Genomic DNA, 13,608 nt, shown 5'->3' with positions numbered 1-13,608 from the left:
TCAATCCCCCGGCCTCCCCGGCAGCAGCGGGACCGCATCGATCCACACTGCGGCCGACTTGCACCAGATCTGCCTCACCGGGCGCAATTTGTCGCGTTGGCGGATGCTGCCCCAGCGGATGCCCCAATCGTCGGCCTGGTCGCCTTCACCGCTGGTGAACAGCGGGGAACCGCAATCCCCACAGAAGTGCTGGAAGCGCATCCGGCCATTGTCGCCACGCTTGCCGTAGACCTTTGGCGTGCCGGCGGTGAGCTTGACGTCGGCCTTGGTGCAGATCGCGGTCACTCGGAACGGCGAGCCCGTCAGGGCCTGACAGTCGCGACAGTGACAGACCGAGATGGTCTCGGGGTCGACTTCGGCTTCAAACGTGATCTTTCCGCAATGGCAGTGACCGTCGACCTGCATCGCATTCCCTTCCCCAAAAACAAAAACGGCGCCCGAAGGCGCCGTTTTATCATCTTTTCGAATTGCGATCTCAGTGAGCGGTCAGGCCACCGGCGGCTTCGTCGCCGTCCGGCTTCACCGTCACCTTGGTGTCCTCTTCCCAGACGATTGGCACCGGTTTCTTCACCAGCGCCCTGGCGACGACGTCGTCGAGACGGGAGACCGGGATGATCTCCATGCCGCCCTTGATCGCATCGGAAATCTCCGTGAGATCCTTGGCGTTGTCCTCGGGGATCAGCACCGTCTTGATGCCGCCGCGGGCAGCAGCCAAGAGCTTCTCCTTCAGACCGCCGATCGGCAGCACGCGGCCGCGCAGCGTGATTTCGCCGGTCATCGCGACATCATGGCGGACTGGAATGCCGGTCATGACCGAGATGATCGCGGTGGCCATCGCAACGCCCGCCGACGGACCGTCCTTCGGCGTCGCGCCTTCCGGCACGTGCACGTGGATGTCGCGGCGGTCGAACAGCGGCGGCTCGATGCCGTAGACAATCGCACGCGACCGGACGTAGGACGCCGCCGCCGAGATCGATTCCTTCATGACGTCGCGCAAGTTTCCCGTGACCGTCATCTTGCCCTTGCCAGGCATCATGACGCCTTCGATGGTCAACAGCTCGCCGCCAACATCGGTCCAGGCAAGGCCGGTGACGATACCAACCTGCGGCTCGCTCTCGATCTCGCCATAGCGGTACTTCGGCACGCCGAGCAGCTCTTCCAGAGTCTTCTCGGTGACCTTGACCGACTTCTTCTTGGAGATCATCAGCTCCTTCACCGCCTTGCGGGCGAGTGTGGAGAGCTCACGCTCCAAATTACGCACGCCCGCTTCGCGGGTGTAGCGGCGGATCAACAGCAGCAGAGCGTCGTCGTCGATCGAGAACTCCTTGGAGTCCAGGCCGTGCTTCGACACCGCGGTCGGGATCAGGTGCTTGCGCGCGATCTCGACCTTCTCGTTCTCGGTGTAGCCGGCGATCCGGATGATCTCCATGCGGTCCATCAGCGGGCCGGGAATATTGAGCGTATTCGCGGTCGTGATGAACATGACGTTCGACAGATCGTAGTCGACCTCCAGATAGTGGTCGGCAAACGTCGCGTTCTGCTCGGGGTCGAGAACCTCGAGCAGCGCCGACGACGGATCGCCGCGGAAATCGGCGCCCATCTTGTCAATCTCGTCCAGCAGAAACAGCGGATTGGACGACTTCGCCTTCCGCATCGACTGGATGATCTTGCCGGGCATCGAGCCGATATAAGTGCGGCGGTGACCGCGGATCTCGGCCTCGTCGCGCACGCCGCCGAGCGACACACGCACGAACTCGCGCCCGGTCGCTTTCGCGATCGACTTGCCGAGCGAGGTCTTGCCGACGCCGGGCGGGCCGACGAGGCACAGGATCGGGCCCGTCAGCTTGTTGGCGCGCGATTGCACCGCGAGATACTCGACGATACGTTCCTTGACCTTCTCAAGCCCGTAGTGATCGGAGTCGAGAACGGCCTGCGCCGATTCCAGGTCCTTCTTCACCTTGGACTTCTTGTTCCACGGGATCGACAGCAGCCAATCCAGATAGTTGCGCACGACGGTCGCTTCCGCGGACATCGGCGACATCTGGCGCAGCTTCTTCAATTCATGCTGCGCCTTTTCGCGCGCTTCCTTCGAGAGCTTGGTCTTGGAGATCTTCTCTTCGAGATCGGCGAGCTCGTCGCGACCGTCGTCGTCGCCGAGTTCCTTCTGAATCGCCTTCATCTGCTCGTTGAGATAATACTCGCGCTGGGTCTTCTCCATCTGGCGCTTGACGCGCGAGCGGATGCGCTTCTCGACCTGCAGCACCGAGATCTCGCTCTCCATCAGACCCAGCACCTTCTCCAGGCGCGTGGTGACGGACAGCGTCTCCAGGATCTGCTGGCGATCCGCAATCTTGACGGCGAGGTGCGAGGCAACGGTGTCGGCAAGCTTGGCGAAATCGGTGATCGCCTGCACGACGCCGACGACCTCGGCCGAGATCTTCTTGTTGAGCTTCACATAGCTCTCGAAGTCAGACACGACCGAGCGCGACAGCGCTTCCGCCTCGACCGACTTTGCATCGGTGTCGGCAAGCGCGACAGCGGTCGCTTCATAGTAGTCGGCGCGATCGGTGTACTTCTCAACGCGCGCGCGCTCGAGCCCTTCGACCAACACCTTCACGGTGCCGTCGGGAAGCTTCAAGAGCTGCAGCACGCTTGCAAGCGTACCGGTCTCGTAAATTGAATCGGGTGCCGGATCATCGTCCGACGCATTCTTCTGCGTCGCGAGCATGATCAGCGCATCGTTCTTCATCACCTCTTCGAGCGCACGGATCGACTTCTCGCGACCGACGAAGAGCGGAACGATCATGTGCGGGAAGACGACGATATCCCGCAGCGGCAACACGGGATAAGCGTGCGTTTCGCCATGAACGATGGTTGGCCTGGGTTTAGGATTAGTCATGGCCTTTTCCTTTTGCTTTGCCCCCTTGCACGCAGCCCGCCGCTCTCATGCGCAACCGCCACAAGGTGCCGAAGTGATCCACAAACCGGTCTACCATTCGAGGGTTGGACCGGGCTTGCCGGATCGGAACTGAGGCGAATCTTGAACAGAATTCTCGCTCGCCGCCGATATTAGGTGGCTATCGACCGGGGGGGTGTCAAGTCATTGAAAAACACGCGCCATCAGGCGCTTACGCACGCGGGCAAGCGACGCAATTCCGGCTGCGGAATACATTTCCGCAGCCGCTGCCATGACAGACGTTTGGAGCGTTCCAGCGCCGCAATCAGGCGCTGGCGTTCTCGACGGCGCGATCGGTCCGATCGGCATAGATGTAGAGCGGACGCGCCGTTCCTTCCACGACTTCGCGAGAAATCACGACTTCTTCCACACCTTCCAGGCCCGGCAGGTCGAACATGGTCTCGAGCAGGATCGCCTCGAGGATCGAACGCAGACCACGCGCGCCGGTCTTGCGCTCGATCGCCCTGCGGGCCACCGCCCCAAGCGCCTCGTCGGCGAAGGTCAGCTCGATGTTCTCCATCTCGAACAGCCGCTGGTATTGCTTCACCAGCGCGTTCTTCGGCTCGACCAGGATCTTCTTGAGCGAAGCCTCGTCGAGATCCTCCAGCGTCGCCACGACCGGCAGGCGGCCGACGAACTCAGGAATCAGGCCGTACTTCAGGAGATCCTCGGGCTCGACATGACGGAAGATCTCGCCGGTGCGGCGGTCTTCAGGCGCCAGCACCTGAGCGGCAAAACCGATCGAGGTCGAACGTCCGCGTGCCGAGATGATTTTCTCGAGGCCCGAGAAGGCGCCGCCGCAGATGAACAGGATGTTGGTGGTATCCACCTGCAGGAATTCCTGCTGCGGATGCTTGCGGCCGCCTTGCGGCGGGACCGAAGCCACCGTGCCTTCCATGATCTTCAGCAACGCCTGCTGCACGCCCTCACCCGACACGTCGCGCGTAATCGAGGGATTATCGGACTTGCGGCTGATCTTGTCGATTTCGTCGATGTAGACGATGCCGCGCTGGGCGCGCTCGACATTGTAGTCGGCGGCCTGGAGCAGCTTCAGGATGATGTTCTCGACATCCTCGCCGACATAGCCGGCTTCGGTCAGCGTGGTCGCATCCGCCATCGTGAACGGCACATCCAGGATGCGGGCGAGCGTTTGCGCGAGCAGCGTCTTGCCCGAACCGGTCGGACCGATCAGCAGGATATTCGACTTCGCGAGTTCGACGTCGTTGTGCTTGGTCTGGTGGTTGAGGCGCTTGTAGTGGTTGTGCACCGCGACCGACAGGACCTTCTTCGCATGGCTCTGGCCGATGACGTAATCGTCCAAAACCTTGCAGATTTCCTTCGGCGTCGGGATGCCGTCGCGCGACTTCACCAGCGAGGATTTGTTTTCCTCGCGGATAATGTCCATGCAGAGCTCAACGCACTCGTCGCAAATGAAGACCGTGGGACCCGCGATCAGTTTGCGGACTTCGTGCTGGCTCTTGCCGCAGAACGAGCAATATAGCGTGTTCTTGGAGTCGCTCGTGCCGACCTTACTCATTCATGTCTCCGTCCGCGGTTCGATCTCGTCCGCCCGATCGTCCCATCCCGAAACGTTCGCGGGTAAGGGACTCAAATAGAGCAAATTCCGTACCAAAAAAGACCCTACGCGTCACACACTGTGCGAATCACGGTCACCCGGTTGTCCGCGATCATAGCCGATCATTCGTAGCCAACCATGCTGTCACCCGACTATCAAGAATTCGCTAATCGGGGGGGCGCCGGCAACCCGTTACAATACCGTGATTTCAGGTCTTGGCGCGGGCGAAGTGACCGAAATCACCCCGGCGTTGCTGGATTACCACGAAAAATAAGCACGAAAGCGGAACTTTCTGCCTGTCGCAGGGCGCAAAAGCTATCTTGGCGCCCGTGTGAACGCGTCCTTAACGTGAACGCCGTGCTGACGATCCACAGCAGTCCCGGGGACCAACGCTGCAGTCCCCGATCATGCTACGGCGCCTTCGCGCCCGCCGGCTCTTCAGCGCGCTTGTCGATGACCTTATCGACCAGACCGAACTCCTTGGCGTCGTTCGCGGTGAGGAACTTGTCGCGTTCCAGCGCGTCCTCGATCGTCTTGTAGGTTTGGCCGGTGTGCTTCACGTAGATCTCGTTGAGCCGCTTCTTCAGGTTCAGGATTTCCTGCGCGTGCAGCATGATGTCGGTGGCCTGGCCCTGGAAGCCGCCGGACGGCTGATGCACCATGATGCGCGCGTTCGGCAGCGAGAAGCGCATGTCCTTCTCGCCGGCACAAAGCAGCAGGGAGCCCATCGAGGCGGCCTGTCCGGTGCACAGCGTCGAGACCGGCGGGCGGATGAACTGAATGGTGTCGTAGATCGCGAGGCCCGACGTCACCACGCCACCCGGCGAGTTGATGTACATCGAGATTTCTTTCTTCGGATTTTCCGCCTCAAGGAACAACAGCTGCGCGACGACCAGCGTCGACATGCCGTCCTCGACCGGCCCGGTCAGGAAGATGATGCGCTCTTTCAAAAGGCGCGAGAAAATGTCGTAGGCGCGCTCGCCACGGTTGGTCTGCTCGACCACCATGGGCACGAGGTTCATGTAGGTTTCAACCGGATCGCGCATGAGTCACCTAGGTTTTTAGAGGCGGACATCGCCAGTCTTGGCTGCCAGTTGATCTGGACTTGCCGGAAGGCCGATGGACGTCCCGTGATGCAGGAGCTTGGTAGAAGAATAACGGGCAGGTACAGGGTGCACCGACAGATATAGCCCAAATCGCGCCAGACAAGTGCGGAACGAATTAAGGCTTAATCCACGCGGCACTTGAAGCTGATTCTCGCAAAAAGGCCCAGCCGGCCATCTGGCTAGCTGGGCCTGTTCCCTGATCATCCTTAATAGAAGGCTTTCTTAAGATGAGGATTGCTCAAAGCCTTCACGCTGCAGTCTTTTCCTCGTCGTCCTTGTACAGATCCTCGCGCGACACCTTCTTCTCGGTCACGTTGGCGAGCTCGAGGATGAAGTCGACGACCTTGTCCTCATAGATCGGTGCACGAAGCTGGGCCAGCGCCTGCGCGTTGCTGCGGTAATAGTCCCAGACTTCCTTCTCGCGGCCCGGCATCGAGCGTGCACGCTCGATCACGGCGCGGCCGACCTCGTCGTCGGTCACGGTGATCTTGTTCTTCTCGCCGATCTCGGAGAGCACGAGGCCGAGACGCACGCGGCGGTCTGCGATCTTGCGGTACTCTTCCTTCGCCTTGTCCTCAGTGGTGTCCTCGTCGGCAAAGGTCTTGCCGGCGGAATCCATCTCGGCCTTGACCGAGTTCCACATCAGGTTGAACTCCTCGTCGACCAGCGAGGGGGGCGCCTCGAAGCGGTGCGTCTCGTCGAGACGGTCGAGCAGCGCGCGCTTGACCCGCTGGCGCGTTGCACCGGCGTATTCGGCAACCAGCCGCTCGCGTGCGGCTTCCTTGAGCTTGTCGAGCGATTCCAGGCCGAGCGTCTTGGCGAACTCGTCGTCGACGGTGAGATCCTGCGGCGCCTCGATCAGCGTCGCGGTGGTCTCGAACTCCGCCGGCTGGCCGGCGAGCTTTTCGCTCATGTAGTTCTTGGGGAACGACACCTTCAGCGTGCGCGTCTCGTTCGCGCCGATGCCGATGAGCTGCTCCTCGAAGCCCGGGATGAAGGTGTTGGAGCCGATCGCGACCTGGATGCCCTCGCCGGCGCCGCCCTCGAAGGCTTCGCCGTTGATGGTGCCCTTGAAGCTGATGGTGACGCGGTCGCCCGACGCGGCCTTCTCGCCCTCGGCCTTGGCGGCATAGCCGCGATTGGTGTCAGCGATGCGCTTGATCGCCTCGTCGACGTCCGAATCGGACACGTCGGCGACGGGCTTCTCGACCTGGAAGGTCTTGAAATCGGCAAGCGCGATCGCGGGCACCACTTCGATCGCGACCGTGTAGGTCAGATCGGTCTTGCCGTTGAGCAGCTCCTCGACCTCGGCCTGCTCGGTCGGCATGGTGATCTTCGGCTCGGTCGCGAGCTTGAAACCGCGCTCGGAGAACAGCTGGGTGTTGGTGTCGCGGATGGTCTGGTCGATGGTCTCGGCCATCACGGAGCGGCCATAGACCTTCTTCAGGTGGCCGACCGGCACCTTGCCGGGACGGAAGCCATTGAGGCGTACCTTGTCCTTGAGGTCGACGAGCTTGGCGCCAGCCTTGGCATCGAGATCAGACGCGGAAACGCTGATCTTGAACTCGTGCTTCAAACCTTCCGAGAGGGTTTCTGTGACCTGCATGGCGTCCAATCTTCTTCTCGTTCGGTCCCGGCACGCTGTCGCGTCGGGACGCTATCATTAATCGGTCCGGCGCAAGGCAAACGCCTCAACGCCGGTGGTTCATCGAACCCGGCTCCGGACGGACAAATATCCGTGCGGTGCGAGGCCCGTCAGCAATCCGTGCAAACGCTGAAAGCGCTTGGTGCGGGCGGAGGGACTCGAACCCCCACAACTTTCGTCACTGGAACCTAAATCCAGCGCGTCTACCAGTTCCGCCACGCCCGCGTAAATTTGCATCAAGACCGGCCGCGATGCCGCGGGCGGCGGGCTTATAGCATGGGCCCGCCTGTTCGCAGCAAAAAAATGGCCGGTTGGAGACTCTCTCCAAGTAGGCACGATGGCTGGACTTATCCAGCGCGGCGTGATCCGGATCGCCGCCATGAAACCGCGGATTTTCGACCCGACCAGACGCGAGGTTTTGGCCGGCCTTGGGGCCTCCGCCGCGGGGCTGCTTGGCGGTGGCGCAACGCCGGTTACGACCACCCAGCTTGCCCTCCAGGCCCGCCCTGCGACCCTGGCTCTGAGGCCGGATCAGCCGCCGACGCCGATCTGGGAGCTGGCCGCCGTAAGCCATCTCAGCAACGTCCACCTCAGGCGCGGCGACCGCTGCGAGGTGACCTTCCGGAATGCCCTGCCTGTTCCACTTGCGCCAGTCTGGTACGGCCTCAACGGTGCAGCGGTTGCCGATCCCTTGCGAGGGCGCGCACCCACCATCCCGGACGCGACCGAAATATCAATCATTTCAATACCGAACGCCGGAACCTTGGTAGCCGACTTCCGACTGTTTGAGGACCGCCTGAAGCAGCCCGCGCGCCCGCTTCCCGTCATCGCCGACGAGACCAGCCGGATCGCCGTCGATCGCGACGAGGTTCTGCTGATCGAGGAATGGCGCGTACGGCCGGATGGCACCGCGCTTCCCCCGGGCCAGGACCCCAAGAATGCGACCCCGTTCTATACGTTGAACGGACGGACTTCATTCGAACTCTCAGCCGCGGCCGGCGAGCGGCTGCGGCTACGCTTCATCAACGGCTCGCAACGCTCTGTTCTGGCGATCAAATTGGAAAGCCACGAGGTCCAGGTGATGGCCTTGGACGGACAGCCGGCCGAGCCGTTCCCGGCCCGCAACGGCGCCTTGGTGCTGGCCCCCGGCGGGCGCGCCGACGTCTTTGTTGATGCGGCCACATCGGCCGCATTCGTGCTGCATGACGGCAGGGCGGCGCGGCCGATCGGTCGCCTCGCGGTCTCCGGCAAACTGGAGCGGCGCGCCTCGCTACCGCCGGCACAGCCATTGCCTTCGAACGACCTTCCCGAAAAACTCGATCTGAAAGGCGCCCTGCGGTTCGATGTCGCGCTCGGCACCCTCGACGCCGCCTGGACCCGGACCGCCAATTTCTCCACCGCTTCCGCCCCCGCCTTCCGCGCCAAGACCGGCCGCACCGTCGTGCTGGCGGTGAAGAACCCCGCTCCCATCACCACCGTCTTCCATTTGCACGGCCACCATTTCCGCCTGCTCGACCGTCTCGACGATGGCTGGAAGCCCTACTGGCTCGACACGCTCGCCATCGAGCCCGGCCAGACCCAACGCATCGCCTTCACCGCGACCTCACCGGGACGATGGCTCATCGAATCCGTGGTGACGGATTGGGCGGCGCCGCGGCTGGTGCGGTGGTACGGGGTGGAGTGAGCTATCGACTTGCTCGTCTCCAAACGTACCGCACATCCGGCTCGTTCTCCTCGTTCCGCGCCCCCTCTGTTTCCTCGGCCAGAACGAACCCGCGGGCTTCGTAGAAGCGCCGCGCCCGCGTGTTGCGCTGAAAGGTCCAGAGCTCGAGCTGCTCGCTGGTGCCTTTGGCGATATTGAGGAGCTCAGTACCGATGCCGCCGCCGTGAGCCGCGGGAAGCACATAGAGCTGTTCGATCCAGCCGTCACGAAACGCGATGATCCCGCTCAGCTCATCGCCGTCGAAACGTCCCCAGACGCGGCAGGTCGGAAAGACACGCTCGCGATAGAACCAGTGATCCTCGTCCGGCGTGTGCAGCCCGGTGAGCCACGGCATTGTGTGATCAAACGCTGCCCGATGGACCTGCGCCGCCGCACCCATGTCGGTGAGCGCGAGCGACCGGAGCATCAGTAATCGATCCCGAGCGCGCTATAGATCCGCCGGTGCACGGCCGGCAGCGTCTCGGTGAGATCTTCCGCGATCAGCCCGGGCCCCGCTTCGGTTGCCGCTTCGCCATGCATCCAGACGCCGATGCTGGCGGCCTCGAATGCCGGTACGCCCTGCGCCAAGAGGCCAGCGATGATGCCGGCGAGGACGTCGCCGGCGCCGGCGGTCGCGAGCCAGGGCGGCGCGTTGGCGGCGATGGTGGCGCGACCGTCGGGCGCGGCGATCGTGGTGTCGGGGCCCTTCAGCAGCACGACCGCGCCGGAGCGCTCGGCTGCATCGCGCACGCGCTCCAGCTTCGAGCGGCCCGGATTCTTGTTGCTGAGGTCGGAGAACAGCCGCGGAAACTCGCCCTCGTGCGGCGTCAGCACGACCCGTACATCAGGCGAGGACTTGATCGATTCAAACAACCGCTCGGGATGGGCGGCAAAGCTCGTCAACGCATCGGCATCGAGCACGACATGACGCTGCGCCGAGATCGCGGTATGAACGATGTCGCAGGTGCGCTCACCGACGCCCGCGCCGGGGCCGATCATGCAGGTGTTGTAGCGCTTGTCGCCGAGCAGTTCGCCGAACTCGACCACGGTGTCGACGGGGCGAACCATCACCGCCGTCAGCGCTGCTGCATTGATCGCTAGCGCATCGCGCGGGGTCGCGAGCGTCACGAGGCCGGCACCGGCACGCAGGGCGCCGCGGGCGGCCAGCCGCGCAGCGCCGGTCGCGGCCGCATCGCCGGACACGGCCAGCACATGGCCGCGCGCGTATTTGTGGCCGTCGATGCGCGGCACCGGGAAAGCAGCGCCCCAAAAATCCGGATCGTTCTCAAAAATCTGCGGCGCGATCTCGTCGAGCACCTGGGCGTCGATGCCGATGTCGGCGACGCGCACGTGGCCGCAATGCATGCGGCCAGGCAGCAGCAAATGCGCGGGCTTCTTGCGGAAGAAGGTGACGGTCTCGGTGGCGTTCACCGCGTCGCCCATCACGGCTGCGCTGGTGCCGCTGATGCCGCTCGGCAAATCGACAGCCAACACCGGCGCGCCGTTGGCGTTGATCGCCTCGATCATCGCGCGCGCCTCGCCGTCGACGGGACGGCTGAGGCCCGCACCGAACAGCGCATCGATGATCAGCGCAGGTCTTCCGATCGCCTGCGGATTGAACGGGAGCACCGGATGCTTCCAGCCGCGCGCGGCTGAGGCCGCGTCGCCCTGGAGCTGGTCGCGCTCGCACATCAGGATCACCGAGACCTCGCGGCCCTGAGCGGCGAGCTCGGCGGCTGCGACAAAACCGTCGCCGCCATTGTTGCCGGGGCCCGCCACGATCAGGATCGGCCCCTCCTCCACCAGCGCGTTGGCGGCCTCGGCAACCGCCTGGCCCGCGCTCAGCATCAGCTTGAAGCCGGGCGTTCCGGCCGTAATGCTGAGTTGGTCAGCCCGCTGCATTTCGGCGGTGGTTAGAACTTCCATGCCACTTCCCTGGTCCAAACGCCTTTTCAACAGGCACATTTCGTGCCGATCCACCCCACGGAACAACAATCTGCACAGATATTGAACCGTTTGCCTATTTCGCAGTCTTGGGTATTTTAAGCCGATCGACTCCACCTATGAGAGATGCACGTTAAAAGGCTGATAACGCTCCAATAATCAGGGCATTTGCAACTTGGCATAGACCCTGCTTTCGCGGAAGCTGCTTCGGTTTGTCGTGCTAACTGGCATTATCTGGTGTGGCCGGGCCGTTGTTGCCGGACTGGTCAGGTCCCGGCATAGCGAAGACAATATCTTGCGTTAGAAAAGCGCATCCTGACGAAGACGTTGCTATTTGTTCGATAAGGCCGGGAGGCGCGCAGTGAAGAAAATCGAAGCCATCATCAAGCCGTTCAAGCTCGACGAGGTGAAGGAAGCGCTTCAGGAAGTCGGCCTCCAGGGCATCACCGTGACCGAGGCGAAGGGTTTTGGTCGCCAGAAGGGCCATGCCGAGCTCTATCGCGGCGCAGAATACATCGTCGACTTCCTGCCCAAGGTGAAGATCGAGATCGTGATTGGCGACGACCTGGTCGAGCGCGCGATCGACGCGATCCGCCGCGCCGCGCAAACCGGGCGCATCGGCGACGGCAAGATTTTCGTCTCCAGTATCGAGGAGGCGATCCGCATCCGAACCGGCGAATCCGGGCTGGACGCTATCTGAGCCGGGTGCTATCCCGAATTTTGCGACACTCTGAAAGAGAAAAGGCTGCTTCGGCGGCCTGATTTCGTTTGTGCGGTTGCGCCAACTCGCCGAAAGCAAGAACGAATCTGCTCACCTGGAAACCGACCCGCAGAGCCAAAAGGGGTATGCATGAAGACCGCCAAAGACGTCCTGAAATCGATCAAGGACAACGACGTCAAGTACGTCGACCTGCGCTTCACTGATCCGCGCGGCAAGTGGCAGCACGTCACGTTCGACATCAGCATGATCGACGACGATATTTTCGCTGAAGGCACGATGTTCGACGGCTCCTCGATCGCCGGCTGGAAGGCGATCAACGAGTCCGACATGTGCCTGATGCCCGATCCGGTGACCGCGACGATCGATCCGTTCTTCGCCGAGACCACCATGGTCATCACCTGCGACGTGCTCGAGCCGACCACCGGCGAGCCCTACAACCGCGACCCCCGCGGCATCGCCAAGAAAGCCGAGGCCATGGTCAAGTCGATGGGGGTGGGTGATACCGTGTTCGTCGGCCCCGAGGCCGAGTTCTTCGTGTTCGACGACGTGCGTTTCTCGTCGGGCCCTTACAACACCGGCTTCCGCCTCGACTCCTCCGAGCTGCCGACCAACTCCGACACCGAATACGAGGGTGGCAATCTCGGCCACCGCATCCGCACCAAGGGCGGCTACTTCCCCGTTCCCCCGCAGGACTCGGTGCAGGACATGCGCTCGGAAATGCTCGGCGCCATGGCCAAGATGGGCGTCAAGGTCGAGAAGCATCACCACGAAGTCGCTTCCGCCCAGCACGAGCTCGGCATGAAGTTCGACACGCTGACGCTGATGGCCGACCACATGCAGATCTACAAGTACTGCATCCACCAGGTCGCGCACATCTACGGCAAGACCGCCACCTTCATGCCGAAGCCGATCTTTGGCGACAACGGCTCGGGCATGCACGTGCATCAGTCGATCTGGAAGGACGGCAAGCCGGTGTTCGCCGGTAACAAATACGCCGACCTGTCGGAGACCTGCCTCCACTACATCGGCGGCATCATCAAGCACGCCAAGGCGATCAACGCCTTCACCAACCCGTCGACCAACTCCTACAAGCGTCTGGTCCCGGGCTATGAGGCCCCGGTGCTGCTCGCCTACTCCGCGCGCAACCGCTCGGCCTCCTGCCGTATCCCCTACACCGCTTCGCCGAAGGCCAAGCGCGTCGAGGTGCGCTTCCCCGATCCGCTCGCCAATCCCTATCTCGGCTTCGCCGCGATGCTGATGGCCGGCCTCGACGGCATCAAGAACAAGATCGATCCGGGTCCGGCGATGGACAAGGACCTCTACGACCTGCCGAAGGAAGAGCTGAAGCAGATCCCGACCGTCTGCGGCTCGCTCCGCGAGGCCCTCGAAAGTCTCGACAAGGACCGCGGCTTCCTCAAGGCCGGCGGCGTGTTCGACGACGATTTCATCGACGCTTACATCGAGCTGAAGATGACCGAAGTCGCCCGCTTCGAAATGACCCCGCATCCGGTTGAGTTCGACATGTACTATTCGGGCTGATCGACTCGAATCGAATGCAACAAGCAAAAGGCGCTCCGCGAGGGGCGCCTTTTCGTTTTGGGAATCGTGGGATGGCTCCAAGCCATCAACTTTCGTTCTGCATCTGACTCCACTTCGTTCTCAAAGAACGAATCGGAATCGCAATAATCAGCACGCACCAATTCTTGCTGATTGGTCTATTCGGTCCGAGATATTACGAGTGCAGTTGGTAGGCTGAACTCACTTGTCCGGAAAATTCACCGCAATCTCCGCCACCACCGGCGCCCATTTCACCAGCGTCGCGTTGTCGGAGGCGACCTTCACGCCGTCGCCCAGCAGCGCTTTCGGCGCGGCGGATCCAAACTTGAAAATCCAGGCGAGCAAGGTAGCGCGCCGAGTCGGTTCGACACAACTCCCCGTCGCGGGCTAAGCGGGCTCAA

General features: G+C 62.5%; 11 protein-coding genes and 1 tRNA gene. 3 read left to right on the top strand and 9 right to left on the bottom strand.

The genetic code is table 11. The annotated features are described in order from the left end of the window. The 6 genes from ABIA96_RS15310 to ABIA96_RS15285 all read right to left on the bottom strand — a co-directional run bounded on the left by ABIA96_RS15310 (position 1) and on the right by ABIA96_RS15285 (position 7,508). A complete protein-coding gene (locus tag ABIA96_RS15310) occupies positions 1–405 on the bottom strand; it encodes a GFA family protein (protein WP_354137876.1) in 405 nt (134 codons plus the stop codon). A 70-nt stretch (positions 406–475) separates the two neighbouring features. Continuing rightward, positions 476–2,899 carry an endopeptidase La gene (lon, locus tag ABIA96_RS15305; RefSeq protein WP_354137875.1) on the bottom strand — a complete coding sequence of 808 codons (2,424 nt, stop codon included), beginning with the start codon at positions 2,897–2,899 and terminating at the stop codon, positions 476–478. Positions 2,900–3,221: 322 nt separating this feature from the next. Then, positions 3,222–4,493 carry an ATP-dependent Clp protease ATP-binding subunit ClpX gene (gene clpX / locus ABIA96_RS15300; protein ID WP_354137874.1) on the bottom strand — a complete coding sequence of 424 codons (1,272 nt, stop codon included), beginning with the start codon at positions 4,491–4,493 and terminating at the stop codon, positions 3,222–3,224. Positions 4,494–4,942: 449 nt separating this feature from the next. After that, a complete protein-coding gene (locus tag ABIA96_RS15295) occupies positions 4,943–5,578 on the bottom strand; it encodes an ATP-dependent Clp protease proteolytic subunit (RefSeq protein ID WP_354137873.1) in 636 nt (211 codons plus the stop codon). Between the two features lie 307 nt (positions 5,579–5,885). Further along, complete coding sequence (gene tig, locus ABIA96_RS15290; RefSeq protein WP_354137872.1) at positions 5,886–7,244, bottom strand: trigger factor; 1,359 nt, start codon at positions 7,242–7,244, stop codon at positions 5,886–5,888. Between the two features lie 179 nt (positions 7,245–7,423). Continuing rightward, positions 7,424–7,508 (bottom strand) — tRNA-Leu (locus ABIA96_RS15285). 154 nt (positions 7,509–7,662) lie between these two features. Between ABIA96_RS15285 and ABIA96_RS15280 the strand changes: the two genes are divergently transcribed. After that, a complete protein-coding gene (locus ABIA96_RS15280; RefSeq protein WP_354138185.1) occupies positions 7,663–8,967 on the top strand; it encodes a multicopper oxidase family protein in 1,305 nt (434 codons plus the stop codon). Between the two features lies 1 nt (position 8,968). On the opposite strand, the gene ABIA96_RS15275 is transcribed toward ABIA96_RS15280, so the two are convergent. Beyond that, the gene (locus tag ABIA96_RS15275; RefSeq protein ID WP_354137871.1) at positions 8,969–9,412 is read right to left on the bottom strand and encodes a GNAT family N-acetyltransferase; all 444 of its coding nucleotides are present in this window, start codon (positions 9,410–9,412) and stop codon (positions 8,969–8,971) included. Further along, a complete protein-coding gene (locus ABIA96_RS15270) occupies positions 9,412–10,911 on the bottom strand; it encodes an NAD(P)H-hydrate dehydratase (RefSeq protein WP_354137870.1) in 1,500 nt (499 codons plus the stop codon). Before ABIA96_RS15270 ends, ABIA96_RS15275 begins: the two co-directional genes overlap by 1 nt. Before the next feature lie 379 nt (positions 10,912–11,290). Here ABIA96_RS15270 and ABIA96_RS15265 point away from each other — a divergent pair, with 379 nt between their 5' ends. Beyond that, entirely contained in the window at positions 11,291–11,629 is a 339-nt protein-coding gene (locus ABIA96_RS15265; RefSeq protein ID WP_354137869.1) for a P-II family nitrogen regulator, read from the top strand. Between the two features lie 150 nt (positions 11,630–11,779). Next, positions 11,780–13,189, top strand: coding sequence for a type I glutamate--ammonia ligase (glnA, locus tag ABIA96_RS15260; RefSeq protein ID WP_354137868.1), 1,410 nt, complete (start codon positions 11,780–11,782; stop codon positions 13,187–13,189). A gap of 219 nt (positions 13,190–13,408) precedes the next feature. Here the strand turns inward: glnA and ABIA96_RS15255 are convergent, their stop codons facing one another. Next, positions 13,409–13,552, bottom strand: coding sequence for a hypothetical protein (locus ABIA96_RS15255; RefSeq protein WP_354137867.1), 144 nt, complete (start codon positions 13,550–13,552; stop codon positions 13,409–13,411). Between the last annotated feature and the right edge of the window lie 56 nt (positions 13,553–13,608).

The sequence above is a fragment of the Bradyrhizobium sp. LB11.1 genome, from assembly GCF_040549385.1.
Lineage (GTDB): Bacteria > Pseudomonadota > Alphaproteobacteria > Rhizobiales > Xanthobacteraceae > Bradyrhizobium.
Note: the sequence above shows the minus strand (reverse complement) of the source record. Positions and strands in the feature narration are given on the sequence as shown.